The organism is Methylophaga sulfidovorans (genome assembly GCF_900114205.1).
GTDB lineage: Bacteria > Pseudomonadota > Gammaproteobacteria > Nitrosococcales > Methylophagaceae > Methylophaga > Methylophaga sulfidovorans.
In genome coordinates, this window is the sequence record NZ_FOSH01000006.1 from 97980 (window position 1) to 116231 (window position 18252).

An 18252-nucleotide genomic window follows, 5' to 3' on the forward strand; every position below is an offset into this window, starting at 1 on the left:
CCTCAAACTCTAATTCATCGGCCGATATTGGCCACTATTCTTATTTGTTTGTCATCCGGTATTTCGTTATAGGACAACACATTCAAACCGGGAATGGAGTGGCGAATAAAACGAGAAATCCAACTTCTCAAGCCTGCCTGAACTACCAGAATAGCGGAGTCACCCGTCATTTCTTGTCTTTGAGTAGCTTCCTGCAAGTTTTTGTGCATATTCTCCGCCAGTCCTGGTTCCAAGCTGGCACCACCTTCTCCCGATGCCTGTAAAGTTTTTAGCAATATCTGTTCCAGTTCTGGATCCAAGGTGATAATTGGCAGATCAGTACGAGTGCCATTGATATGTTGAATAATGGAATGACTAAGCGCCATACGTGTTGCAGCTGTGATGGCTTCAGGATCAGGATTGCGACCTGCCTGTTCAGAAATTGCTTCGGTAATGGTACGGATATCCCGGACAGGAATATTTTCTTCCAGCAGGTTTTGTAAGACTTTCTGTACCGTACCTAATGGCACAGTATCAGGTACCAGCCCCTCAACCAGTTTAGGTGCAGATTTTCCAAGGTTATCAAGTAAGTGCTGGACTTCTTCACGACCCAGTAAATCATGGGCGTGGTTATTTAGAATCTTACTTAAATGGGTAGCAATAACCGTATCGACATCAACAACGGTATAACCTTGAGCTTGTGCATATTCTCGTTGGCCAGTTTCTATCCAGATAGCATCAAGGCCAAAAGCAGGGTCTTGTGTTTTGATGCCTTCAAGATCACCAAAGACCTGGCCTGGGTTGATAGCAAGCATTCTGTCCGGATGTACTTCAGCTTCGCCGAATGTCACCCCAAACAGCGTGATTTGATACGCTGTTGGCGCCAGATCGAGATTATCGCGGATATGAACAGGCGGGATTAAAAACCCCATTTCCTGAGATATTTTCTTACGTATACCCTTGATTCTATTCATTAATTGTCCACCCTGGTTTTTGTCTACCAGAGGGATGAGACGGTAGCCAACTTCCAGGCCAATAGGATCAACCGGACTAAGATCATCCCAACTCAGTTCACGTTGTTCTCTAGCGGCTTCTGAAGTCGGTTGTTGAGCGGTGGCTAACTCAGTTTCTGTGGCAACTTTTTGACGCTGATGAATTATAAAGGCACTGGTGCCACCGATAGCAGCCAAAATCAGGAATGGGATGTTCGGCATACCAGGAATTACACCCATGCCACCAATAATGATAGAAGTCACTGCTAGTGTTTTCGGATTGCTTAATAACTGACTGACAATCTGCTGCCCCATATCTTGTTCTTTGGTGGAGCGTGTAATCAGCAGGCCAGCAGCTGATGCCAGTAATAATGAAGGTAACTGAGCAACCAGACCATCACCGATAGTTAAGAGTGTGTAGTTCTGGGCTGCCTGAGAAAAACTTAAATCGTGTTGGGCAACGCCAATGATGAAACCGCCAATAATATTGATAAACAGGATTAAGATACCGGCGACAGCATCACCACGGACAAACTTACTGGCACCATCCATGGAACCGTAAAAATCCGATTCCTGCATAATTTCTTCACGACGGCGACGCGCTTCATCCTGATCGATAAGACCAGCATTTAAATCAGCATCGATCGCCATTTGCTTACCTGGCATGGAATCCAGAGTAAAACGAGCACTAACTTCTGCAATACGTGTGGCACCTTTGGTGACAACCACAAAGTTAATAATAACTAGGATAGCGAATACAACAAAGCCGACCGCATAGTTACCGCCGATAACGAATTCACCAAACGCTTCAATAACGTTACCAGCCGCTGCTGCACCAGTATGGCCTTCAAGCAGAATGATACGAGTCGAGGCAACATTTAATGCTAAACGCAGCAGGGTGGCGATTAACAAAATACTGGGAAAGGCAGCAAAGTGCAGCGGTTTAAGCATGTAAATGCTAGCGAGCACAATCACTAGTGATAGAGCGATATTAAAGGTAAATAGCATATCCAGCATAAATGCTGGTAAAGGAAGGATAACCATGGCCAGCAATGCCACCAATAGCATTGGCGTGGCTAATTGACCGTTTACAACTGATTTAAAACGGGCAGCCAGTACGTTGTTTTCCATGTAGCGTTAATCTCGTCTAAATTCTTCAGGTATTGGCAAATCTTCTGGATTCAAATGCGGTTTCTTGCCACCTTGTTTTCGGTAGCGACGCAATTGGAATACAAAAGCCAGTACCTGAGCTACTGCAATATATAGACCAGATGGAATTTCTTCGCCGATTTCAGTTGAATAATAAACAGCACGAGTCAGTGGTGGTGCCGCCAGAATAGGGACTTCATTATGTTGTGCGACCAGTCGAATTTGTTGTGAAATTAAGTCTGCGCCTTTAGCGACAACAATAGGTGCGCCAGGACGAGCTTGATCATAGCGAAGAGCGACGGCGTAATGTGTCGGATTGGTAATAACAACATCTGCAGAAGGGATATCCTGCATCATTCGCTGCTGAGACATCTGAATCTGCATTCGTCTGATGCGGCCTTTCACTTCAGGATTACCATCAGTTTGTTTCATTTCATCTTTGACTTCCTGCTTGGTCATCCGCAGCTGACGGTTGTGATTCCACAACTGAAATGGCACGTCGATAAGGGCAATCAAAATCAAACTGGCTGTGATAGCAAGAAATACCCACAACGTTAAATAACCTAAATCTGTCATGGCAACGTTCACTTCCTGACTGCCAAGCGTCAATAATTGGTCACGTATTCCCCACAGAATTGCAGTCGATATAGCACCGATAAGAATAAATTTACCTAATGCTTTGCCAAGTTCAGCTAAACCCTGGGGGCCAAAGACACGTTTGAGACCTTTGATGGGATCCATTTTTTCTGGTTTAAATGCCATGGCCTGTGTGGAAAAATTCCAGCCACCTATCAATGCAGGCGCAGCTAACGCTGCAAGTACGGTTATAGCGAGGAACATGCCCAAATCAAAAGAAATGATTTCGATCATATGCATGAAATGATGCACCATTGCCATCGGATCAAATATTTGTTTTTGGGTCAATGTAAAAGATTCATTCATGACTGCAGCCATGTCCGAAACCAGACTGCCACCCATAAAAAAGAGGGCGATGGCACTGGCAATCAGAACCATCACGGTAGTTAATTCTTTTGAGCGTGGAACCTGGCCTTTTTGGCGGGCGTCTTCTAAACGCTTGCCGGTAGGTTGTTCTGTTTTTTCTTGTCCGGTTTGCTCAGCCATCCTGAACCACCATTACCCTTATCAGTTGTAATATGTGATCTGTCATTTCCAGTAAGTGATCAGCCACTAATGGCAGTGTTACAAACATAATGACAAACCCCATTACAATGGTCATCGGAAAACCGATAGAGAATGGACTGATTTGCGGTGCTGCACGCGATAAGATGCCAAACGCTAAATTGACCATCATAATAGAACCTATCGCAGGTAAAGCAATAATGACGCCAGCAGCAAACATCCAGCTTGCCTGAGCAGCAATATCTCGTAGATCAGTAGGTGTTAAGCCACTTGCTGAAATCGGCATGGTGACAAAACTTTCTGATAACACCTTAATCAGAATCAAGTGGCCATCAACGGTGATAAAGAGCAGTGTGATAAAAATCAGATAAAACTGACTGATCACCGGCACGAGTACGCCGTTTTGCGGATCAACCATAGAGGCGAACCCCAGGCCCATCTGCATAGCAATAATTTGTCCAGCCACAATAAAAGCATTGAACAGCAACTGCAGCATAAAACCCATGCAGGCACCGATTAGAATTTGCTGAGCAATGATCAATAAACCTTCTACGCTCAGAGGTTCAACGCTGGGCATATTGACGGGGGTATTCGGTACCAGAATGATACTGATGGCTAAGGCGATGATGATACGGGTGCGTGTACTGAGAAAGTTACTACTGAAAATGGGGGCAACCATGACCATGGCTGCAATACGAATAAAGGGCCACATATAAAGCCCTAGAATACCGGTAATCTCAGCGGTGCTGATTTCCATCATTAACCGATAAGAAACGGTATTTCTTCATACAGACGGCGAGTGAAGCCCAGCACCATTTCCAGCATCCATGGTCCAGCCATCACCAGGACAAGTAAGGTGATAAACAGTTTAGGAATAAAGCTCAGTGTTTGTTCATTAATTGAGGTCGCGGCCTGGAACATACTGACCAGCAGACCAATCAATAAGGCTGGTAATAAGATAGCAGCGATCAATATCGAGATGATCTGTAAGGTTTGCTGCATTATGGTGAGAACTGTTTCTGGCGTCATAATTACACGTAAAAGCTCGAAGCTAAAGTACCCATAAGTAGTGCCCATCCATCAATAAGTACAAATAACATTAATTTAAATGGCAACGAAATTAACATAGGGGAAAGCATCATCATCCCCATCGCCATCAAGACACTGGCAACAACTAAATCAATAATCAGAAATGGAATAAAAATCAGAAAACCAATCTGAAATGCAGTTTTGAGTTCACTGGTGACAAACGATGGCAGTAACAAACTGTAGGGAATATCCTGCGGTGTTTGCATTTCTTTATAACCGCCAATCGAAGCAAATAAAGCAATATCACTTTCCCTGGTCTGGGCGAGCATAAACTCTTTAAAAGGTTGCCCGGTTCTTTCAATAGCTTGAGTGAATTCGATGTCACCATTCATATATGGCGTAATACCATCGTTATAGGCATGATTAAACACCGGATGCATGATAAAAATAGTCAGAAATAAGGCTAAGCCAATTAATACCTGATTGGATGGCGTTGATTGCACACCAATTGCCTGCCGCAATATGGCTAATACAATAATAATCCGGGTAAAAGAGGTCATCATCATTAAAGCGGCGGGCAGTAATGTGAGTGCCGTCATCAACGCCAGAATTTGTAAGGTGACGCTATAGCTTTGGCCACCTTCGCCATCAGTAACCGTTACAGCTGGAATACCGGGAGCAGCGAGGCTGATTAGTGGAAATACCAGTAATAATATACTCAGTAACAGCCGAATCATGCGTCACCTCGTTGCATTAACTGGCGCAGTTTATTGGCAAATTCATTAGGTGATGAAGATTCGGTTTCTGTTAATGGTGTTTCCAGTTTGTGTAGGGTATTAATCTGTTGGGCTGTGACTCCCAGTAATAATTGTTCTTCACCAATTTGAACCAAAATAACTCGTTCTCTGGTGCCAAGCGGAATGCCTGCAATAACCTTTAATTTACCGTTGGCGGCAGCGTGGAAATGATTTGTCCGTTTCAATAGCCATGCAACGGCGACAATACAGGCCAGAACCAGTAACAAACCAAATAAGGTTTGCAATAAATTAAGAGCCGACAATGGTGATTGATTCAGGCTATGAGTCGCGGACTCGGTTGCAGCATAGCTGGTTACTGAAAGGCTCAAGCCTAATATGAGAAGCCAGAGTTTTTTCATCAGCGCAATTTCTTGATACGTTCTGATGTGCTGATAATATCCGTCAGACGAATACCAAACTTATCGTTAACTACAACCACCTCACCATGGGCAATAAGTGTATCGTTGACAAGGACATCCATCGGTTCACCAGCCAGTCTGTCCAACTCAACCACTGACCCCTGGCTTAGCTGTAAAAGGTTACGAATACTGATTTTGGTACGACCAATTTCCATTGAGATAGTGACGGGGATATCCATCACCATATCCAGATCGACATCTGATTTTGGTCTTCCTTCATCATCAAGCTTGGCTACCGGGGCAGGATTAGCTGTTTGACTGGCTTCTGATTCAGCTTGCTCTTCTAATGCGGCTGCCCAGGGATCCTCTTCAGCCCCATCGGCATCACCTTGTTGTTCCAGTGCAGCCGCCCATTCGTCAGCCAATTCCTGATCTTGTGTTTGGGTGTCTTCACTCATAATTTTTTACCTTTTTTCAGGTGGATTGTTGAACTTGTATCGTGAGGATGTTCAATAATTTCCATAATTTTTAATGCTGTTTTTTCATGATGTTCACCGTATGTGGCACGAAACATCGGAATGTCTTCTACCATGGTAGTGACTTGTTTTGGCATATCAATAGGGATGATATCGCCTGGTTTCAATTTCAGTATCTGTCCAAGTGATAACTTGGCTTGAGCTAAGTTTGCCCAAAGCTCTACATCTGCCATCATAATTTCTTCACGCATGGATTTTTCCCAGCGTCCATCATCCATGCTGCGATCACTTTGTAAGCCGGTATCCAGCAACTCACGAATAGGTTCGAGCATAGAATAGGGGAAGGTAATGTGTATATCGCCACTGCCTCCGTCTAAATCGACATGGAAGGTGGAGATAACCACGACTTCACTTGGACTGACAATATTGGCAAATTGTGGATTCACTTCGTGGTTAACAAATTCGAATTCCACGGGCATAACAGGCGACCAGGCCTCAGTCAGATCTTTGAAGCACAGATTGAGCACCATATTGATGACACGCAGCTCCGTTGAGGTGAACTCTCTTCCTTCAATACGTGCTTGAAAACGACCGTCGCCACCAAAGAAATTATCTAAAAACGTAAAGACCAGCTTGGGCTCAAACACTACCAAGCCTGTGCCTCTGAGCGGATGCAGATGAATTAAGTTTAAGCTGGTCGGAACAAATAACGTATGTATGTATTCCGAGAACTTCATGACTTGTACACCCCCCACTGAGATTTCAGCAGAGCGGCGCAGCATATTAAACAGACTGATTCTTAAATAACGACCAAAACGCTCATTAATCATTTCCAGCGTTGGCATCCGGCCACGAATGATGCGTTCTTCATTGCCGAAGTCGTATGGTCGGGTGCCTACATTGGCATTATTGTCTGCTGAATCAGTTTCAAGATCGCCATCGCCCAAGCCATTTAGCAGCGCATCTACTTCATCTTGTGAAAGGATGTCATGAACAGCCATAGTTATTGCATTATGAAGCTAGTAAAGTAAACGGCTTCCAATTGTCCATCAACGGAAGATTCATTTTTCAAGATTTCATTTATTGTGTTTAAAGAAGCTTGTTGTAAAGCTTTTGTACCTTCAACAGTCTGTAGTTCGTCATAATTTTGACTAAAGAACAGCATATTCAGCTCATGTTGAATCGCTGGCAGATTAAGTGTCACCGCATCAATCACATCCTGAGAGCGGGCTTTAACCTTGAGTTTAATCTGCATGTATTTCACTTCGCCTTTGCTTTGCTCAGAGAAATTTACAATGAAGGGCTCTTCAATAGCGTAATAAATAGGCGGTTGTTTGACCTCAACTTTGGCTTCCTCAGTTTCATCACTTCCGCTCATCATAAAAAAGGCTGCTACACCACCGCCAATCAGCACTAATGCAGCTATGATAATAATCAGCAGTTTTTTCTTACCGCCTTTGCCTTCAGTAATTTCAATGTCTTCGCGTTCTTCAGCCATAGTATTGTCATTCCATTTTGATAGTTTAATCTAAGCAAAGAGCGTGCCGCTTATTGGATAATAAAGCTCGTAAAATAGACTTTTTTAATGTCACTGTTGCCTGTTTCTTCTTCCAGCACTTTTTGTACACGCTCGGTTGCAAGGGAATCTAATTTTTCTCTGCCTTGTAGTGTTGTCACTGATTCGTATGTCTGTTGTGAAAATAATGTTCTCAGCTCATCTTGAATCATGGGTAGGTTGAGTACTGCACTATCCATCGCTTCCTGGCTGGTGGTCATTAAAGCGACTTTGATTTGCAGATAACGTGCGCGCTTCTGACTCTGATTAACAAAGTTAATCGTAAAGGGCTCTTCAATTTTGTAATAAACAGGTGGCGTTTTCTCGCTTTCATCAGCAGCATAGATTGGTGTCACTAATAGATACATTAATAAGACGGTGATTAGCGACAGCGACTTCTTCATTGCTTGTTATACTCCATGATTTATTTCGATAAAGGTTTACACAGAATTATGACAAGCTTGGGCAATTGGTTAAAGAGGCAAGCATGAGTAAAACGCAAAAACACCAACCACCTTCTTGGTTCAGCAAACTATCTGATATGGTTTTGACGCTACCACAATATGTGATTCCACAGCATACCTTATCCGTCATCATGCATGCGCTGACTCGTAGCAAAGTAACATGGTTTAAGAATGCTTTTATTCGTTTTATTACCTGGAAGTTTGACGTTAATCTGAGTGAAGCAGCGGTGTCTGAACGTGATTTTTACCCAAGCTTCAATGCTTTCTTTACTCGTGAACTCCGCCAAGGCATTCGTCCGGTTGCCGCTGGTAAAGACGTTGTGGTATCACCCGTCGATGGTGCCGTGAGTCAAATAGGCCCCATTATTGATCAGACTATTGTTCAGGCTAAGGGTAGAAGTTACAGCGTTGAAGAATTATTGGGTGGAGATAAAGTGTTAGCTCAGCGCTATGACAATGGACAGTTTGCTACTATTTATTTGTCGCCCCGAGACTATCATCGTATCCACATGCCGGTAGCAGGAAAGCTAAAGTCAATGCGCTACGTGCCTGGCAAGCTATTTTCGGTTAACCCTCGAACTGCAAGAGCGGTACCCAGATTATTTGCTCGTAATGAACGTGTTATTTGTGTGTTTGATACTGAATTTGGCGAAGTTGTATTGGTCTTAGTTGGAGCTATTTTTGTTGGCAGTATGGAAACGGTATGGGAAGGTCAGATAACACCTCCCTATGGCAAAACAATACAAGATTGGACTTATGAAGGTGATGAAGCGCTGTCATTTGAAAAAGGTCAGGAAATGGGTCGATTCAATATGGGCTCGACAGTAGTGATGTTATTACCTGCTGGTATGAAGTCATTTAATCAAGAATGGCAGCCAGAGAAAAAAATTCAACTGGGACAGGCGATGAATTAAGTTTGTTTGCAGATGAAATAAAAAAGCCGGCTTAAAGCCGGCTTTTTTGTTGTACAACAGATTAGATATTATTACGCCATGCGTGGCATGAGTTGTCCTGAATACGACTGACTTCTTCAGGGCCCCATGTACCAGCAGGGTAAGTGTGGACAAAGCTTTTATCTTTGGCCCATTTTTCGATGACAGGATCAACCACTTTCCAGGCCAGATTGACTTCATCAGCACGTAAGAACAATGAACGGTCACCTAAAATAGCATCCAGAATCAATGCTTCATAGGCATCTAAACTATGTTTGGTGTCTTCAGTTTCTACCGTTTCAAGTGCCACCGTGTGATTGTTTAATTCTAACCCAGGTTGTTTTGCTTGCAGTTCAATACGCAAAGTATTGTCTGGTTGCAGACCCATGACAATCCAGTTGGCATGACTGTCACCAATGACGGTATCTTTAAATAACTCTTGTGGTGGTTTCTTAAAGCGGATGGCAATCATCGCTTTAGATTCAGGCATGCATTTACCCGTTCTTAAGTAGAACGGCACACCACGCCAGCGCCAGTTATCAATATAAAGCTTCATAGCAGCGTAAGTTTCCGTCACGCTGTCATTAGGTACTTCATCGTCTTCCAGATAACCCGGTTCTTTTTTACCATTCAGTTCACCAGCCGCATATTGTGCGCGGAACGCATGATCATCAACGATATCTTCAGTAATAGGGCGAATGGCTTTTAAGACTTTTACTTTTTCATCACGTAGAGACTCATCACCTAAATCTGCTGGTGGTTCCATTGCAACCAGTGCCATCACCTGCATCAAGTGACTTTGAATCATATCGCGCAAGGCGCCAGATGTATCGTAGTAACCGGCACGGCCACCAACGCCTTGTTGTTCGGCGTGGGTAATCTGAACGTGATCAATATAGTTACGGTTCCATAATGGTTCCAGTAACAAGTTAGCAAAGCGGAATACAAAAATATTCTGTACAGTGCCTTTACCCAGATAGTGATCAATTCGATAGGTTTGTTGTTCAGTGAAGTTCTTGCGCAAAATGCCTTCTAATTCATCGGCGCTCTTCTGGTCGTAACCAAAAGGTTTTTCGACCACTAAGTGACGCCAGCCATTGTCTTCTTTATTCAGGCCAACGGCGGCTAACTGATCACCAACCACACCGAATAGCGCAGGTGCGATAGAGAGATAGAAAACAATGTTTTGTGAGAAATTATTTTCTTCTGTGGTAATTAATGTATTCAATTCGTGATAGCTGAACGCATCGTTAATGTCACATTTGAAATAATGAATACGATCTAAGAAAGTATTTAGAAGGTCACCATTTACACCGCCACGGGCTTTAGGACTAACAAATTCTGTGACTTGTGCTTTCCAGTCTTCTTGACTGGAGTCGCGACGACCCATACAAATAATGCGTGTATCCGCTGTTAAGCGTTTTTCCGCATCTAGATGGTATAAAGCAGGCAATAACTTTTTCTTAGATAAGTCGCCTGTGGCGCCAAAAATAACAATGGTACAAGATTGCATGATTTCTCCCGTTGCAGGCTATTACTGAGCCGTTGACCGTATATAATTTGAAGAATTGTACAATTTTTGGGAGATAAGCGTGCGAAAAATTCTTTTTGCCAGTAGTGAAGTACATCCATTAATGAAAACTGGCGGCTTGGCTGATGTTTCTGCCAGCTTACCGAATGCTCTGGCACAACATGGACAAGATGTCAGAATTTTTATGCCTGCCTATCGTCAATGTCTGCAAAAAATTGAAAAAATTCAAATAGTCGCAACATTGAAACTAGATGGTTACCACTTACCGGTAGAGATCATCGAAGCGCAACTCCCGGGTACCGAGGTTCTTGTATGGTTATTAAATTCACCATATCACTTTGACCGGAATGGTGGTCCTTACAGTCACCCTGATGGTCACGACTGGGAGGATAATGCGGCGCGGTTTAGTCTGTTTTGTCGGGCTATTGTCGCTTTAGCTATGGATGAGGCCGGGCTGAATTGGAAACCGGATATTTTGCATTGTAATGATTGGCAAACCGGTCTCGCGCCTGCTCTTTTGTCGTTGAGAGAGGAAAAGCCGGACACTATTTTCACTATCCATAATATGGCCTATCAGGGATTATTTGAACGCCCGGTTTTTGATGCACTCGACTTACCTGAAATACTCTGGTCTGTTGAAGGGTTAGAGTTTTACGGTCTGATGTCATTTATGAAAGCGGGCCTGATCTTTAGTGACCAAATTACAACGGTCAGCCCAACTTACGCCAAAGAGATTTGCCATGCCGAATTTGGTTATGGCTTAGAAGGTTTATTATCTTACCGTGCTGAACACGGACGCTTAAGCGGTATCTTAAACGGTATCGACTATGACGAGTGGAATCCGGCCACTGACCCTTACTTAAATTATCACTACTCGGTAAAAACACCCAATCGGAAAAAGAAAAATAAGCAAGCGCTACAACAACAGTTTTATTTGCCACAGTCCGAGCAGACATTATTTATTGGTCTGATAAGCCGTTTGGTGTCACAAAAAGGCATTGATCTCTCGATTCAGGCAGTAACACGCTTACTGGAACAAGGGCAGGATATACAGCTAATTTGTCTGGGAAGTGGTGAATCAGACTTTGAACAAGCATTACGTGTACTTCGCGCCCGTTTTCCTGATAAAGTGGCATTAACAATTGGCTATAACGAAAAGCTTTCGCATCAGATTGAGGCTGGCGTTGATGTATTTTTAATGCCGTCTCGTTTTGAGCCTTGCGGTCTTAACCAGATGTATAGTCTGCGTTATGGTACTTTGCCAATTGTACGGAATACCGGTGGCTTGGCTGATACCGTCGTTGATGCTAACGACGACAACCGTAAATCCGGCACCGCTAATGGATTTTGTTTTGACGAGGCTTCAGCAGAAGCTTTATATGAAACACTGGAACGTGCTATCGCCCTGTTTCAGCATCCGCGGATATGGCGAAAACTGATGATCACCGCAATGGAGGGGGATTTCAGTTGGGAAAATAGCGCCAATATCTATATCGATCTCTATCACCATGTAAACGAACGTTGAAACTATGACAGATTATGAACCTGTACTAAGTACAGTCGAGCAATTATCTATGCTTGACGATAAAGAGCTGCGCCAACACGTCCGATTTCTTGGCCATATCCTTGGTGAAGTGATTGATGAGCGTGCGGGCCGTGAGGTCTATGAGACGGTAGAGCGATTGCGTAAGGGCTTTATCAATCTACGCAAGGATGATAACGCCTTATTACGTACAGAATTATTAAGTTTTCTAAATACTCTGGATGTTATAACACTGCGTGAAGTGATTCGGGCGTTTAATTTGTACTTTAGTCTGCTGAATACGGCAGAAGAGGCTTTTAACTATCATAACCGACTGATTCAATTACGTAATGGCCGTGATTTATGGCACGGTTCGTATCTTGATACCTTGACCCAGTTTAAACAGGAAGGCGTCACCCTCGAGCAGTTACAGCATATGATGGACACTATGGTTTATATGCCAGTGTTTACCGCTCATCCGACTGAGTCAAAACGTCGGACCTTGATGGAAATCCTACGTCGCATTTTCTTACTTGATGAAAAGCTGACCAATGATCCACTAACGGCATTTGAAGAAGAGCGCACCCGTTCAGAGATAAAAAAACAGGTGCAACTGCTGTGGTCAACCGATGAGGTGCGGGCTGTTAAACCGACAGTTCGTGATGAAATTAAAAATGGTTTGTATTATTTCAATGTAAGTTTGTTTGATGCCGTACCCAGAAGTTATCGCAATATGGAAAATGCGATTCGCCGTGTTTATAAAGATGAAATCGCCGAAGGTGCGACATTCAAGGTGCCAGGTTATATTCAGTTTGGTTCATGGATTGGTGGTGATCGTGATGGCAATCCCTTCGTGACGGCTGAAACGACGGATATGGCCATTCAACTTCAGAAACGTACTGTGATTCGTCGTTATCTGGAAGATATCACTAAACTGAGTTACCAACTCACGCATTCACAACCTTTGTGCCAAATCAGTGACGAATTAGCGGTAAGTATTGATGAATCTGAGCAACGTTATGCTGGCGCATTCAGAGCAAAACCGGATCGTTTTCTGAATGAACCTTATCGTCGCAAACTGTATATGATGCGGCATCGACTGGAAGATAATTTACGTCTACTACAGCAATACTTTCGTCCAGATCTTGAACCCACCGCGCTGGGACTCGCCTATCAAAATGAAGACGAATTATTGCAGGATCTGCGCTTAATTCATCAGTCCTTGGTATCACATGGTGATGCGGATCTAGCTGGCAGTGAACTGACCGACTTAATTCGTCTGGTTGAAACATTTGGATTTTATTTATATCACCTTGATGTGCGTCAGGAATCTACCTTACACACAGAGGCAGTAGCTCAGGTTCTTCGACAAACGGGTTTATGTGAAGACTATCAACAGCTGGATGAAACACAACGTCAGTCTTTACTTACCGATCTACTGGCAAGACATGAATTACCTCCATTGCCTGAGTTAGAAGGGCAAAACAAAGAAATATTATCAGTGTTTCAACTGATGAATCGTTTACAAAAAGAAGTCAGCGCTAATGCGTTTGGCAGCTATGTTATATCGATGACACATCAGGCCAGTCATATTCTCGAAGTATTAACACTTGGCCGTTTTGCTGGTTTATGCGGTTATCAGGAGAATGGCGAGACGTTCTGCCTGCTCCGTGTTTCACCTCTGTTTGAAACCATTGAAGATTTATCACATATTGAGCCTGTGATGTCAGCATTGCTGGAAAATGAACATTATCGTCGTTTATTAACTGCTTCAGGCAATTTACAAGAGGTCATGCTTGGCTATTCTGATTCTTGTAAAGATGGCGGTATTCTGGCTTCGGTATGGAATTTATATCAGGCGCAGCAAAGAATAAGTCATCTGGCTGAACAACATGGTGTGAAATGCCGTATGTTCCATGGCCGTGGTGGCACGATTGGTCGTGGTGGTGGCCCAACCCATGATGCGATTATGTCTCAGCCAGTGGGTACCGTGCAGGGACAAATCAAATTCACTGAGCAGGGCGAAGTGTTGTCGTTTAAGTATGGCAATATTGAAACCGCCGCCTATGAATTAGGCATGGGCGTGTCTGGATTAATGAAAGCTTCACGGAGCCTGGTGGCCGAGACCGGTCATGATGAGCCGGTATTTATGGATGTCATGCAACAACTTACGGTAGTGGGTGAGCAGAGTTACCGTAAATTAACAGAAGATACTGCGGGTTTTCTGGATTACTTTTATGAGGTGTGTCCGGTTACAGAAATCGGCATGATGAATATTGGTTCCAGACCATCACATCGTAAACAGGGCGATCGTTCGAAAGCGTCTGTACGAGCCATCGGCTGGGTATTCTCCTGGGCACAGTCACGACATACCTTACCGGCATGGTATGGCATTGGCACAGCACTGGAAAAATGGCATCAGAACGATCTCGAGAAAATTGAAATATTACGCAGAATGGCGAAAGACTGGCGTTTCTTTAGTGCTTTATTGAGTAATACTCAGATGTCATTATCGAAAGCAGATATGAATATCGCCCGCCGTTATGCCGCTCTGTGTGAAGATGCTTTTCAGGGTCAGCAAGTGTTCGAGGTGATTTCAGCAGAATATCATCGCACGGTGAAACAGGTGTTGCTGGTGGTCAATGAAGATAAGTTGATGTCGGAAACACCTGCACTGCGGTCGTCTTTGCGTAGACGTGAACCATATCTGGATCCGATCAACTATATTCAGATTCTGTTATTACAGCGTTATCGTGAGAATGCATTATCTGAAGAAGAGCGGGATAAGTGGCTGGATCCGCTGTTACGAACCATTAGTGCAATTTCGGCGGGAATGCGAAATACCGGCTAGTCTGATGACTTGCTACGTAATGCGTTCACCGTCAGTTGTGTGGTCAGCATAATCAGTAATACGGCTGCGCCAAATACATATAAACCGGGGTGAATCTGAATACTGGCTATCGCCCCGAGTTTGACGGTAACAATCAACATGGCGACCACCATGACATCAAGCATGGCCCAACGCCCATAGTCATGCATAAGGTTTAATAATTTTATTTTGACTGGAGTAGGGTGGTTATCAGCGAATAATAATCGAAACAGCAAGCTGATTTTAGCGAAAGGCATGACAATGCTGAAACTACCGATGATGAAAAATAACAGGTATTTTTGTGCTTTCCACAGTTCAGTGATACCGGAAATCACAGAGAAATCATCACTGATAAGCAGAAATTGCGTAATTGTCAGCATGGGCATAAATAACCCCGCTATTAATAACACGCTACTTATAACTAATAAGCAGCGTAACAGATTGACTGATTTATTCCGGAGCACGATCTTTTTTAGCGATATAGCGACTGTCTGCTGATTTTTTGCTTTTTTGTTTATTGGCTTTGCCTTTGGGAGCCAGGCCTTTCATTTTCACTACCGGCAGTGTTTGGCCGATATGATGTTGGATACGCTCGAGATTCTTTTGATCGTGCGCTTCGACTAAGTTCACCGCAATACCTGATTGTCCGGCACGGCCCGTTCTGCCCACACGATGGATATAGATATCGCCTCGAAATGGCACATCATAGTTAATAACATGGCTGACCTGCGGTAAATCCAGACCACGAGAAGCAACATCAGTCGCCACTAATACCTTAGTTTTACCTTGACGAAACTTGCGGGTACGTTCGCGACGATCTGCCTGAGAGAATTCACCATGCACGACCTGGGCAGAAATGTTTTGTGATTGCAGGTAATCAGCCACTTCATCAGCCCGTTCTTTTTTATTACAAAAGACCAAAGCACTTTTACAGTCATCTGAATTAATCACGGCAGTTAATAAAGCCTGTTTATGTTCGCGATTATCTGCCAGGTAAACACGTTGCTGTACTTGTTCAGCATAGTGATTTGAGGCATTTACATCTACTCGTGTCGCATCGGGTAATAAGGTATTAGCAAAAATCTCAACACCGGCACCAGCCAGGGTTGCAGAAAATAAGCAGGTTTGGAAAGCGGTTGTGATGGAGGCTAACAATGTTGCAACATCGGGGCCTTGTCCCATATCCAGCATACGATCGGCTTCATCAATTACCACAAACTCAATCAATGATAAGTCTGCCTGATCTTGTTCTACTAAGTTTAATAAACGACCAGGCGTCGCGATAATGACATCACAGCCTTCATCTAAAAACTTTTGTTGTGCTGCAGGTGCCTGACCGCCTGTAATCATGGCGATATCAATAGGATCCTGTTTACTAAATGTCTTGAGCACATGTTGAATCTGGAAAGCCAGTTCTCGTGTCGGCGCCAGAATTAAGGCAACAGGTTCATGTGAACGCTGCTTTCTGTCCCAAAGCTTTTGTAATAAAGGCAGAACAAAGGCAGCCGTTTTTCCTGTGCCGGTAGCTGCGCAAGCCAGTACATCCTGACCTGCCAGAATAAGTGGAATTGTTTCTGTTTGTATAGGAGTGGGTTCAGTAAAGCCCTGAGCAGAAATTGCACTTAACAGGCTGTCTTCTAGTAAAAGATCTTCAAATGACATTTAACGATTTATCCGGAATGCGGTGATGACGTTGTCCATCATCATCGGAACAATAACGAGGTCTTTCTCTGGCATCACAGTATGATCCGCACTACCTTGATTAAACTCTATCAAGGTCTCACTATGACCTTCAGGGGTGATTTTCAATAAACGACCATTTAACCAGTCAGTGACCAGATAATTACCCTGACCATCTGCTTCAATACCATCGAGGTTACCTGCAGGAGATTTATCTCCCAGACTTTTCATTTGGTGAGTAATGAGATCAATGATTTTTAAATGGCCCGGCGTTTCAGTTTCAAAGCCATTGGTCATATGACCCCAACTGGCCACAATTAAATTATTGTGCTCTACCAATAGTCCGTTAGGTGCTTCCAGCGCAGGATCTTCCATCCAGATATCAAACTTGTCATCAGATAAACGATAAATACGATCTGTCATCATATCGCTGACATAAACATGTTCCTGTTTATCTACCGCGACATCATTAAGAAATTTTGCCCCTTCGGCTGGATAACGTTTAATAATGCGTTGTTCGGCAATATCAATGACAACTAATTCATTAATGTCAGAAACATAGAGTTTATTGCCATTAAGAGTCAGGCCTTTTGGCGCATTGAGTCCATCCAGCCAATGTAGTTTTTTTATCTGGCCGTCTACGGATAACTGGCTGATAAAACCATTGCCATCGACATCAAGCGGACCACCATTTACATTCGAGACATATAACAATTTTGTTATCGGGTCGTAGATAACGGACTCAGGGTTTTTGAGTTCTGCCGGGCTCGTCCATACTGGTGTCAGTATAGTATTGGCAAAAACATGCATTGACATAAACAGGCCGGTCAGCATGATAGTTAACCGTTTCATTGTATTCTCCATTAACAATCTGAGTGCATGATAACAGGCGAAGACTGATCTCGCTCAAGCGTTTAAAACCAATAAACTACCAGCAACCATCACCAGACAGGCTGATAAACGTCGCCACACATGTTTTTCATTAAAAATACGGTAGCCCAGGAAAACATGTAACACCATACTTAATTGAAATAAGGCAAGGGAATAAGCCACCAGCAGCTGAGAAAATACCAGCATAGTCATGTATTGCATCAGAAAAATCAGACAGCCAAGATAAATAAATGGTCGGATATCATCCCGCGCTTTTATGAAGTTTTTCTGTATATTGCCTTTGATGAAAAACCACTGAGTCATCGCTGCCAGCGGTAGTCCAAAAAGACACCAGAATACGGTGGTCGCTAAGGCGCCACCAGCAATGACTGCTGTTTTAAGGGGCAGAGTGCCAATAGAAAAAAGTAAAATAGACAAAAACCGATATTGAACGCCTCTGTCTTTGAATAAGGTCCAGATACGACTCTGCTGAGCTGTTTTAGCTGGAAATAAAAAATAACTGCCGGCGACGATGACAGCGACGCCAAAGAAACCTTGAAGGTTAGGCACTTCACCAATAAAAATCATCGCCAGAATCATTGAAACGACAACCTTATAGGCATTTAAGGGCCCAAACACGGATAGATCTGTTTTAGACAGTGACATGACTAAAAACACCGTGCCTGCCATGTCCAGTAATGCAGCAAAAAAGATATTAGTCCAGAAGGACAGAGTTAATGAAGACGGATCAAACAAGTAAAGCAATGGCAAACAAATGACAGCCAGAACCAGATAGGAGCTAAAAACAATAAATAGGGATTCAAAGCCACGATGGCTCAGCTGTTTTTGAAAAACATTAGAATATGCTGAGAACAGTACTCTGCTCAGCACAACGAGCGCTTCCATGA

At 43.5% G+C, this 18252-nt stretch carries 18 protein-coding genes; 3 read left to right on the forward strand and 15 right to left on the reverse strand.

What is annotated here, in order from left to right; translation table 11 throughout:
- Window positions 1-14 precede the first annotated feature (14 nt).
- Genes flhA through BM232_RS06620 form a run of 10 tightly spaced genes read right to left on the reverse strand, consistent with a single transcriptional unit; the run spans window position 15 to window position 7880 of the window.
- Complete coding sequence (gene flhA / locus BM232_RS06575; RefSeq protein WP_091712599.1) at window positions 15-2102, reverse strand: flagellar biosynthesis protein FlhA; 2088 nt, start codon at window positions 2100-2102, stop codon at window positions 15-17.
- A 6-nt stretch (window positions 2103-2108) separates the two neighbouring features.
- Window positions 2109-3242 (reverse strand): flagellar biosynthesis protein FlhB, encoded by a 1134-nt coding sequence (gene flhB, locus BM232_RS06580; RefSeq protein WP_091712601.1) that lies wholly within the window; start codon window positions 3240-3242, stop codon window positions 2109-2111.
- Window positions 3235-4017: a flagellar biosynthetic protein FliR gene (fliR, locus tag BM232_RS06585; protein WP_091712603.1), complete on the reverse strand. Its 783-nt coding sequence runs from the start codon at window positions 4015-4017 to the stop codon at window positions 3235-3237. Before fliR ends, flhB begins: the two co-directional genes overlap by 8 nt.
- A gap of 2 nt (window positions 4018-4019) precedes the next feature.
- Window positions 4020-4289 (reverse strand): flagellar biosynthesis protein FliQ, encoded by a 270-nt coding sequence (gene fliQ / locus BM232_RS06590; RefSeq protein WP_091712605.1) that lies wholly within the window; start codon window positions 4287-4289, stop codon window positions 4020-4022.
- A 2-nt stretch (window positions 4290-4291) separates the two neighbouring features.
- On the reverse strand, window positions 4292-5026 hold the full coding sequence (gene fliP, locus BM232_RS06595) for a flagellar type III secretion system pore protein FliP (RefSeq protein WP_091712608.1): 735 nt from the start codon (window positions 5024-5026) through the stop codon (window positions 4292-4294).
- Window positions 5023-5445 (reverse strand): flagellar biosynthetic protein FliO, encoded by a 423-nt coding sequence (gene fliO / locus BM232_RS06600; protein ID WP_091712611.1) that lies wholly within the window; start codon window positions 5443-5445, stop codon window positions 5023-5025. Before fliO ends, fliP begins: the two co-directional genes overlap by 4 nt.
- Window positions 5445-5903, reverse strand: coding sequence for a flagellar motor switch protein FliN (gene fliN, locus BM232_RS06605; RefSeq protein ID WP_091712613.1), 459 nt, complete (start codon window positions 5901-5903; stop codon window positions 5445-5447). The genes fliO and fliN overlap by 1 nt, the downstream gene beginning before the upstream one ends.
- Window positions 5900-6922 (reverse strand): flagellar motor switch protein FliM, encoded by a 1023-nt coding sequence (gene fliM, locus BM232_RS06610; protein WP_091712616.1) that lies wholly within the window; start codon window positions 6920-6922, stop codon window positions 5900-5902. The genes fliN and fliM overlap by 4 nt, the downstream gene beginning before the upstream one ends.
- A gap of 2 nt (window positions 6923-6924) precedes the next feature.
- On the reverse strand, window positions 6925-7419 hold the full coding sequence (locus BM232_RS06615; RefSeq protein ID WP_091712618.1) for a flagellar basal body-associated FliL family protein: 495 nt from the start codon (window positions 7417-7419) through the stop codon (window positions 6925-6927).
- Between the two features lie 50 nt (window positions 7420-7469).
- Window positions 7470-7880, reverse strand: a complete 411-nt coding sequence (locus tag BM232_RS06620; RefSeq protein WP_091712620.1) for a flagellar basal body-associated FliL family protein — start codon at window positions 7878-7880, stop codon at window positions 7470-7472.
- A gap of 83 nt (window positions 7881-7963) precedes the next feature.
- Between BM232_RS06620 and asd the strand changes: the two genes are divergently transcribed.
- Window positions 7964-8854 (forward strand): archaetidylserine decarboxylase, encoded by an 891-nt coding sequence (gene asd / locus BM232_RS06625; protein WP_091712623.1) that lies wholly within the window; start codon window positions 7964-7966, stop codon window positions 8852-8854.
- Between the two features lie 61 nt (window positions 8855-8915).
- Here asd and zwf read toward each other — a convergent pair whose 3' ends face one another.
- Entirely contained in the window at window positions 8916-10385 is a 1470-nt protein-coding gene (zwf, locus tag BM232_RS06630; RefSeq protein WP_177207273.1) for a glucose-6-phosphate dehydrogenase, read from the reverse strand.
- 79 nt (window positions 10386-10464) lie between these two features.
- Here zwf and glgA point away from each other — a divergent pair, with 79 nt between their 5' ends.
- Entirely contained in the window at window positions 10465-11928 is a 1464-nt protein-coding gene (gene glgA / locus BM232_RS06635; RefSeq protein WP_091712628.1) for a glycogen synthase GlgA, read from the forward strand.
- A 4-nt stretch (window positions 11929-11932) separates the two neighbouring features.
- Window positions 11933-14776 carry a phosphoenolpyruvate carboxylase gene (ppc, locus tag BM232_RS06640; protein WP_091712631.1) on the forward strand — a complete coding sequence of 948 codons (2844 nt, stop codon included), beginning with the start codon at window positions 11933-11935 and terminating at the stop codon, window positions 14774-14776.
- Here ppc and BM232_RS06645 read toward each other — a convergent pair.
- From BM232_RS06645 to BM232_RS06660, 4 genes are read right to left on the reverse strand one after another with little or no spacing between them, the layout of a single operon-like run.
- The gene (locus BM232_RS06645; RefSeq protein ID WP_281248275.1) at window positions 14773-15258 is read right to left on the reverse strand and encodes a paraquat-inducible protein A; all 486 of its coding nucleotides are present in this window, start codon (window positions 15256-15258) and stop codon (window positions 14773-14775) included. The genes ppc and BM232_RS06645 overlap by 4 nt on opposite strands.
- Window positions 15245-16456: a DEAD/DEAH box helicase gene (locus tag BM232_RS06650; RefSeq protein WP_091712635.1), complete on the reverse strand. Its 1212-nt coding sequence runs from the start codon at window positions 16454-16456 to the stop codon at window positions 15245-15247. Before BM232_RS06650 ends, BM232_RS06645 begins: the two co-directional genes overlap by 14 nt.
- A complete protein-coding gene (locus BM232_RS06655; RefSeq protein WP_177207274.1) occupies window positions 16457-17326 on the reverse strand; it encodes an SMP-30/gluconolactonase/LRE family protein in 870 nt (289 codons plus the stop codon). It abuts the gene before it with no gap.
- A 54-nt stretch (window positions 17327-17380) separates the two neighbouring features.
- Entirely contained in the window at window positions 17381-18250 is an 870-nt protein-coding gene (locus BM232_RS06660) for a DMT family transporter (RefSeq protein ID WP_091712640.1), read from the reverse strand.
- Between the last annotated feature and the right edge of the window lie 2 nt (window positions 18251-18252).

Excerpts from the sequence above, each read along its gene's own strand:
- flhA (WP_091712599.1), bottom strand. The coding sequence starts at position 2,102 with ATGGAAAACAACGTACTGGCTGCCCGTTTTAAATCAGTTGTAAACGGT.
- flhB (WP_091712601.1), bottom strand. The coding sequence starts at position 3,242 with ATGGCTGAGCAAACCGGACAAGAAAAAACAGAACAACCTACCGGCAAG.
- fliR (WP_091712603.1), bottom strand. The coding sequence starts at position 4,017 with ATGGAAATCAGCACCGCTGAGATTACCGGTATTCTAGGGCTTTATATG.
- fliQ (WP_091712605.1), bottom strand. The coding sequence starts at position 4,289 with ATGACGCCAGAAACAGTTCTCACCATAATGCAGCAAACCTTACAGATC.
- fliP (WP_091712608.1), bottom strand. The coding sequence starts at position 5,026 with ATGATTCGGCTGTTACTGAGTATATTATTACTGGTATTTCCACTAATC.
- fliO (WP_091712611.1), bottom strand. The coding sequence starts at position 5,445 with ATGAAAAAACTCTGGCTTCTCATATTAGGCTTGAGCCTTTCAGTAACC.
- fliN (WP_091712613.1), bottom strand. The coding sequence starts at position 5,903 with ATGAGTGAAGACACCCAAACACAAGATCAGGAATTGGCTGACGAATGG.
- fliM (WP_091712616.1), bottom strand. The coding sequence starts at position 6,922 with ATGGCTGTTCATGACATCCTTTCACAAGATGAAGTAGATGCGCTGCTA.
- BM232_RS06615 (WP_091712618.1), bottom strand. The coding sequence starts at position 7,419 with ATGGCTGAAGAACGCGAAGACATTGAAATTACTGAAGGCAAAGGCGGT.
- BM232_RS06620 (WP_091712620.1), bottom strand. The coding sequence starts at position 7,880 with ATGAAGAAGTCGCTGTCGCTAATCACCGTCTTATTAATGTATCTATTA.
- asd (WP_091712623.1), top strand. The coding sequence starts at position 7,964 with ATGAGTAAAACGCAAAAACACCAACCACCTTCTTGGTTCAGCAAACTA.
- zwf (WP_177207273.1), bottom strand. The coding sequence starts at position 10,385 with ATGCAATCTTGTACCATTGTTATTTTTGGCGCCACAGGCGACTTATCT.
- ppc (WP_091712631.1), top strand. The coding sequence starts at position 11,933 with ATGACAGATTATGAACCTGTACTAAGTACAGTCGAGCAATTATCTATG.
- BM232_RS06650 (WP_091712635.1), bottom strand. The coding sequence starts at position 16,456 with ATGTCATTTGAAGATCTTTTACTAGAAGACAGCCTGTTAAGTGCAATT.
- BM232_RS06655 (WP_177207274.1), bottom strand. The coding sequence starts at position 17,326 with ATGAAACGGTTAACTATCATGCTGACCGGCCTGTTTATGTCAATGCAT.
- BM232_RS06660 (WP_091712640.1), bottom strand. The coding sequence starts at position 18,250 with ATGGAAGCGCTCGTTGTGCTGAGCAGAGTACTGTTCTCAGCATATTCT.